This is a genomic window from Yokenella regensburgei ATCC 49455, from assembly GCF_000735455.1.
GTDB lineage: Bacteria > Pseudomonadota > Gammaproteobacteria > Enterobacterales > Enterobacteriaceae > Yokenella > Yokenella regensburgei.
Genome location: NZ_JMPS01000033.1, coordinates 67,750 through 73,904 on the forward strand (window position 1 = coordinate 67,750; position 6,155 = coordinate 73,904).

Annotated in this window: 7 protein-coding genes and 2 pseudogenes; 4 read left to right on the top strand and 5 right to left on the bottom strand. The window is 46.7% G+C overall.

Annotated elements, in window-relative coordinates; genetic code table 11:
• Positions 1–76: 76 nt before the first annotated feature.
• The 3 genes from GYRE_RS10435 (at position 77) to GYRE_RS24255 (ending at position 2,191) form a co-directional block, all read left to right on the top strand.
• On the top strand, positions 77–415 hold the full coding sequence (locus tag GYRE_RS10435; RefSeq protein WP_038255098.1) for a hypothetical protein: 339 nt from the start codon (positions 77–79) through the stop codon (positions 413–415).
• 147 nt (positions 416–562) lie between these two features.
• Complete coding sequence (locus tag GYRE_RS10440) at positions 563–1,423, top strand: glycerophosphodiester phosphodiesterase family protein (RefSeq protein ID WP_112471512.1); 861 nt, start codon at positions 563–565, stop codon at positions 1,421–1,423.
• A gap of 288 nt (positions 1,424–1,711) precedes the next feature.
• Positions 1,712–2,191 carry a SymE family type I addiction module toxin gene (locus GYRE_RS24255; RefSeq protein ID WP_081874647.1) on the top strand — a complete coding sequence of 160 codons (480 nt, stop codon included), beginning with the start codon at positions 1,712–1,714 and terminating at the stop codon, positions 2,189–2,191.
• Between the two features lie 103 nt (positions 2,192–2,294).
• On the opposite strand, the gene GYRE_RS10450 is transcribed toward GYRE_RS24255, so the two are convergent.
• A complete protein-coding gene (locus GYRE_RS10450; RefSeq protein ID WP_038255100.1) occupies positions 2,295–2,966 on the bottom strand; it encodes a hypothetical protein in 672 nt (223 codons plus the stop codon).
• A gap of 57 nt (positions 2,967–3,023) precedes the next feature.
• Between GYRE_RS10450 and GYRE_RS23715 the strand changes: the two are divergent.
• Positions 3,024–3,137: pseudogene (locus GYRE_RS23715) on the top strand (SymE family type I addiction module toxin); the annotation flags it as partial.
• Positions 3,138–3,179: 42 nt separating this feature from the next.
• On the opposite strand, the gene GYRE_RS10455 reads toward GYRE_RS23715, so the two are convergent.
• The 4 genes and pseudogenes from GYRE_RS10455 to GYRE_RS25190 all read right to left on the bottom strand — a co-directional run.
• On the bottom strand, positions 3,180–3,482 hold the full coding sequence (locus GYRE_RS10455) for a hypothetical protein (protein ID WP_038255101.1): 303 nt from the start codon (positions 3,480–3,482) through the stop codon (positions 3,180–3,182).
• A 348-nt stretch (positions 3,483–3,830) separates the two neighbouring features.
• A complete protein-coding gene (locus tag GYRE_RS24985) occupies positions 3,831–4,550 on the bottom strand; it encodes a hypothetical protein (protein WP_245939510.1) in 720 nt (239 codons plus the stop codon).
• A gap of 344 nt (positions 4,551–4,894) precedes the next feature.
• A complete protein-coding gene (locus GYRE_RS10470) occupies positions 4,895–5,227 on the bottom strand; it encodes a hypothetical protein (RefSeq protein WP_038255102.1) in 333 nt (110 codons plus the stop codon).
• Positions 5,224–6,155 (bottom strand): annotated as a pseudogene (locus GYRE_RS25190) (DNA/RNA non-specific endonuclease); the annotation flags it as partial. The gene GYRE_RS10470 and the pseudogene GYRE_RS25190, both read right to left, overlap by 4 nt.

Genomic DNA, 6,155 nt, shown 5'->3' on the forward strand with positions numbered 1-6,155 from the left:
GCTGTGATCCAATGCGTCAGCGTCGGGTTTAATTACCTTATCGCACAACGATATCAGGACGAGAACGATAATAACCATGACAAAAATACTGAAAAGGGCGCTGGCCGTCTTATTACTGCTACCGCTGTCGGTGCTTGCCGGGGAGAAAGTAACGCTACGTTGCCCGGACAGAGGCTGGGCGGAAGTCACCTTTCATTTATTCCAGCACGTCAGCGTACTGTGGGAGAACAACCTTTTTTATATTTCCGACGCCCGGCGCAGCAAGAGCAATCATTTTTATACATTTACCAATGGCGATATTCTTTCGGTGAATAATGGGTTTCGGTTTATCTATGCGGATTCGGGCCGGGGGGTGGTATGCACGGTATTATCGCGGGAGCCGACGCAGGCGCTGCGGCTGGAAACGAAAAGATAAATACAGATGACATTATCTCCTGTCTTAAATTAAGGTGAATCATGTATTCCTCCAGGACAGTCAGTATGCTAAATAAAGGGATTCAGCATGACGACCATCATTGTGCTACTTACCATTATTACAGGAGGTTATATGTCAAAGTCACCGATGGTTTTTCTTGCGTCAGTGCTTTTATCTACAACGTTAAGTGCTTTCGCCAGTGCCCCGCTGATTATTGCGCATCGGGGCGGTACCGGCGATGGGCCGGAGAACACGGCCTATACCATTGAAAAGTCGCTCCATAACAAGGCTGATGCCATCTGGGTGACGCTGCAGTTAACCAAAGACAACGTGATTGTGCTGTACCGCCCATCCGATTTATCGTCCCTCACCAGTCTGACCGGAACCGTCTCTTCTTTTACCGCGGATGAGCTGGCCGCCGCCGACGCTGCCTGGAAATACCTGCCTCCGGATTATCCCCTGCGCGGTAAAGGCATTCATGTTCCAACGCTTGAGAGCGTCCTGAAAAAATGGCCTGACACGTTTTTCTATCTTGATATCAAATCTCCGGACGCCTCTCCCCAGCAGTTTGCCAGCACGCTGCTGACGCTTCTGAAGAACACCCATTCGCTTAAACGGGTCAGGGTGTATTCAACCGATGAGAAATACACCAGCGCCCTGCCTGAAGCGATCCCCCGCTTTGAGAGCCGGGACCTCACCCGCACCGCGCTGGCTAACATCACGATGGATCATCTCTGCACGCTCCCTGCTGAGCAGGGCAAGGGTAAATGGTATGGTTTTGAATTCCGCCGGGAGGTTCAGGTGATTGAGAAATTCACGCTGGGCGAAGGCGTTTCCACCTCTTATCTGCAGTGGGATCCGGAAGCATTTAAATGCTTTACCGGTGGCAATAAAAATAAAGTAGTGTTATTTGGCATAAACACACCAGAAGATTATCAGCAGGCAAAAGCGCTGGGGGCTTACGGGGTGCTGGTCGATTCTCCTGAGAAATTTAAAGATCGTAAATAGGCTATAATTCAACCCGAGGCCTGTTGATTTTTTGGCAGGCTTTACTGGAATTTATTAAATATAATTATGATGGGTGTCCATTCAGTTTTAAAACGCGTTAATAATGTAATTATACATTCACTTCCATCTTTTCCTGAAGCTTCCTCGCATTAATTCACTTTACCCCTCTCCCCATATACTGTTTTCTTATCCAGCATTCTATAATCCTTTTGTTCTTTATTTTCGCGGTATGAAAGTGGGCAAACACTTCCATACCGCTAACCACAATCAACTAATAAGGAGTTGTGTATGGCTGGTGTTGAGTTTATGTCAGTTGTGCCCGTTACCCAAACGGATTCAGATTCTGCGACAACGGAGAGTGAGATTTACGAGGTGCCGCGCAAAAATGCGCGAAACCGCTTGCACGGGCGGCGCACCGAGGAGGCGGAAATTCATCCACGCGCGGAGTCTGCGCAGGATGGTTCGGCCTGCTGTGAGCTGTATGCTCACGTCGACTGCCGTTATCTGCCGCTGCAGGGCGCATGGTTAACGCGGGCGGGGTTTGTGGACGGAATGCCGGTAAAAATCCGGGCGATGAAAGACTGTATTGTGATCACCCCGCAGCATACGCGTGAGTTATGGGGGTGCCTGGAGGGAATGAGTGTGGTGAATATGAATAAGCGTAAGGTCAGCGACTGGTTAAAAACCTTCCCCGGTGCGCTGATTGATACCGGCGATCTCCCCATCATCCGCCGCAGCCGCTTCGACAACGTCGATCGCAGCGAGTAACGGGCTTTAAAAGCTTATCCGGCCTGCAAAACCAGCAGAATCATTTGGTTTTACAGGCCGGATAAGCGAAGCGCTATCCGACAAAAAGCGATACCAGATTTATTTATTTTTTAAGCAAACGTGGCAGCTGATTATTAAGCTCAAGCAAGCAGCTGTTCATATATTTTTCTGTTTCAGCCGTAACGCGGGCATAATGATTGGCTTGCCAGTCTGACAATTTTGCTTCCACGGGTGCCGGGGTACATTCCGCTACCGTGAATGCTGAAAACATACTGCCATTTTCAGGGCGCTTATAAAAAATTATCTTGTATTTCAGCTGATAGGCGGGATCGGTCGCCGTGGCATCGTTATACACCAGCGCCCACGTGGCATGGCCAATATAGAGTGGCTGCTTGTATGCATAGCCATTACCGTTGGCCTCCAGCCATTGTTTGATATTTTGTTTCGCTTTCGGCGTAAACCCGGCATCCGTAGGATTGGTCAGGGAATCAATCGTATTCCCTTTGTAGTTTTCCTTATCAAAATCACTGCCATTGACGTTCCCGGTCAGCGCCCCTAACACCGCAATCCCCATTCCCATCGTGGCATGCGACGGCGTAACCTCGCGCAGCTTGTTATCGGCTACCCGGTTCTTATTAAGATCTGCCAGTGCCGGAACGCTGAAAATATCAACAGAACTGCCATTCGCCGCTTTTACCCTATCGGGTTTAACCGGTGTCGCGCAGCCCATTAAGATGGATGTCGCGGCCACAACGGCGAGGAGTTTTGTATTCATGTGCTTTCCTTTTCTTTTGTTTAAAATAATCAATAAAATTTCTAATATTCCCGCAGCCCCAGCCTGCGTCTGAACGGTAACTGGCTGGGAGAAGCGGGATTCAGCACCGACACGCCAGTCATTGTCTGCGTGGAGCAGGGACGACTGGTGATCGAGCCGGTCAAGGGCTGACGGTTAAAAAGATCCCGCCGCTAAGGCCGGGATCTATTGCAGCTAATAAAAATCTGGATCTATCCGGCCTTCTGTTTTCAGGATTTCAAGGAAGAGTTTATAAGTTTCAGGATCCCCTTCAACCAGATCATCCAATATTCTTTCTTCTATGAGTGGTTTAAAAAAAACACCATCTTCAAAAAAAATAAAGTCACCTGATATAGTGGGGTCAACTATGTCTACTTTATCCGCGTTGAATACAGACAAGCCATATCCTTTGATTAGACCATAAAAGTAAGTTTTTCCCTTCATCCAGTAAATAGCGTAGATTTCTATTAATGCTCCATCATTTTCTTTTATTTTCATTTAACAACATCCCTAATAGAATCAATCACCTTAGCCGGATCACTAACATGTCGCTGAGGTGTGGTAATTTCCATATCATAAGCCTTACCAGTATATTAATTATATTGATTATACGAACTTATTTATTACGCCAACGCAGAAACCAACTAACTGCATTGCATAACAATGAACAATACCCACCAATTTTCAAAGCTTTCACCACATCAACATAGGAGAACAAAAAATGGCCACCAATCAAATAGTAGGAAAACACTCTCAAGAGGAAAAAAATTGATAATGTTGTAATAAATATACCAATAAACCATAGAAAAAATGATGTAAAGAGTTGCAACGGGAGATGAGTTAATCTCATTTTTTCTGTTCCTGCTGATTTTTGATTTGTTCCTGAAGAATAACACCAGATCCTTCAGAGCCAACAGAAGAACCTATGTTTCCAGAAATCTCTGGAGCCGGGTTTAGTGGTAAAGGTTTGCTCACACCCTTACCTACATCAATCCACTCCCAGTTTTTCCAGCCTGGATTAATTACATTCTCTAATGGGCGTTGGATAATTTTCCCTACGCCACAGCCGATACCAGAACCCGCACCATTGATTAGCGCACCAGACAGAGGATCTTTATCATCTATCCAGAATACCGTAATCGCAAGGCGATGAACTTCACCATTTATAATGATTTCATATATTGGCCGCCACGTCCCTTTCCCTTGATATCCAACAACTTTTCCTTCTGCAACGGTGAGATTACCAGACTTCGCTGCTGGGTCAACATTAGCTCCAGTTTTAGAAAGCGAATTTAATTCAAGCTGACCAAACTTACCGGCATTAATTTTCCCAATATCTGAAGATAGATTCTTCGCTGCATTAGCCGCTGACGCTTCGGCTTTCGCCGCCGTCGCCTCCGCTACCGACTTACCGATACCTACCGCACCGACAGCACCAATACCACCCGATACGATAGCTTCTGATACCTGGATCCCGACGCTGTTCAGACACAGAACAACATTGCCAGCACATGACTGGATTGCCACTTGCGCCGCTGCCGCTATTTCTGGTGTAGCCGCTACCACCAAGGCCAGCTGGCAGCGCAACCATCAGCGCATCATTCATTGCCAACCCATTCTGGCTGGATGCTGAACCTGGGTCAGTGCTGCAAGACGCAATATTCTTTCCGTATTCCTGCACGAACTTTGTCTGGGTCTCTTCGTTTCCACCCAGAAGATTATTCTCAACAACAACTCTTTCCGACGCAGGTTGCTGCGATGAACCCGTTTTTTCCCTTATATTTACGTGACTTACATCCGTTTTCCCCTGCTATACTTCCTGCACGCCAACTTTTTGCCCCGACGCGCCTTTTTCGACCGTACACGCTACGGGCATTGTGGGGATCCCGGAGCTGGGGCCGGGATCTCAGTTAGTCATCATATTGAAGGTTTATGCTTATTTTTTCTTCTGGTATATCAACGTTTATTTCACAACCTGTCCATGCTGGTTTCCCGTTAGTCATATTATTTTGGATGTAAAAATCCCTCATTTTAACTAACAGTAGTCTAAGATCGTGACTGGCTAATTTATCAGGAACGAACCAGTCTTCATCTCCCTCTTGATCAAGATAATCATACTCATACTCACATGACTCACCATCAAGTGGTAATTTAGCACGAGCAATGATCTTCATCGCGTTAGCAGGACCGGCATCCACTAATAACTGACCTATTTTATTATGCAGATCATCTAATTCGTTCATTTTACCCCTCCAGGGGTGTTGCTGATGTCTTTGATAACAGGACGGCCTCCGTCAATAGAGTATGTTACACTAAAGCTATCGGGACGCTTATTCCCCCCAGTATAAACAGGTTCTATTTTAACATTAATTTGTTTGCCATCTTTCAAAGCATTAGCCCATGTGTTTTCCATCTATTTCCATACACCTTTATTCAGGTTGCCATCCATAGGAACAAGATTGAGTTTTTCGCCAGGACCATTAAAAATACTGGCAATTAAATGACCACCTTCATCACCAGAGCTACCACATTTCCCGGCCTTGCATTGCTGATAAGTGTTTCTGTCGCTTTTCGAAGCAACTAGTATCCCTTCTGCTGAACTGGTTCTTCCCAATGCATCAGTCTGGAATGTTTTATTCCCATCGACCTTATAAACAGTGTTCGGTTCCGGCTTATTCATTGCCTTGTTCCAGGCCCCTTTCTTACCTGAGTCCACAACAACAATGTTTTTTCCTGATGCACCCGCCCCTGGTTTTCCGCCTTTGCCCATCCCGCCAGTCACAGTGCCCAGCACCGCCATTGCCAGGATTTCAGACTGTTGTTTGTCCATGCCATACCGGCTTTCCAGCTGGCTGGCAAACTCGGTGCTGGTAACTACACCTTCAGCCTCCATCTGCTGCGCCCAAAATGAAGATATGTCGTTCTTCATTTCTGCCGGAACATCTGCATCAAACAGGCCATCAAGCGCCTTGCGAACCAGCATTCCGTTCGCCGGGATATCACCGTATTTCTTTTTGCAGGCCTCATGATCGGTAGAACAGACCGCAATCATTTCTTTCTGCTGATTGAGGCTCAGATCTTCCATTTCTTTCACTATCTGCTGACAGTCGCCACGGGCCTCACAGCCTTTGGCTTTTGCCGCAAATTCACTGATCTGATCCACACTGAGCG

What these genes read in the sequence shown, in the direction of transcription:
- GYRE_RS10435 (WP_038255098.1), top strand. Translation starts at nt 77, where the DNA reads ATGACAAAAATACTGAAAAGGGCGCTGGCCGTCTTATTACTGCTACCG.
- GYRE_RS10440 (WP_112471512.1), top strand. Translation starts at nt 563, where the DNA reads ATGGTTTTTCTTGCGTCAGTGCTTTTATCTACAACGTTAAGTGCTTTC.
- GYRE_RS24255 (WP_081874647.1), top strand. Translation starts at nt 1,712, where the DNA reads ATGGCTGGTGTTGAGTTTATGTCAGTTGTGCCCGTTACCCAAACGGAT.
- GYRE_RS10450 (WP_038255100.1), bottom strand. Translation starts at nt 2,966, where the DNA reads ATGAATACAAAACTCCTCGCCGTTGTGGCCGCGACATCCATCTTAATG.
- GYRE_RS10455 (WP_038255101.1), bottom strand. Translation starts at nt 3,482, where the DNA reads ATGAAAATAAAAGAAAATGATGGAGCATTAATAGAAATCTACGCTATT.
- GYRE_RS10470 (WP_038255102.1), bottom strand. Translation starts at nt 5,227, where the DNA reads ATGAACGAATTAGATGATCTGCATAATAAAATAGGTCAGTTATTAGTG.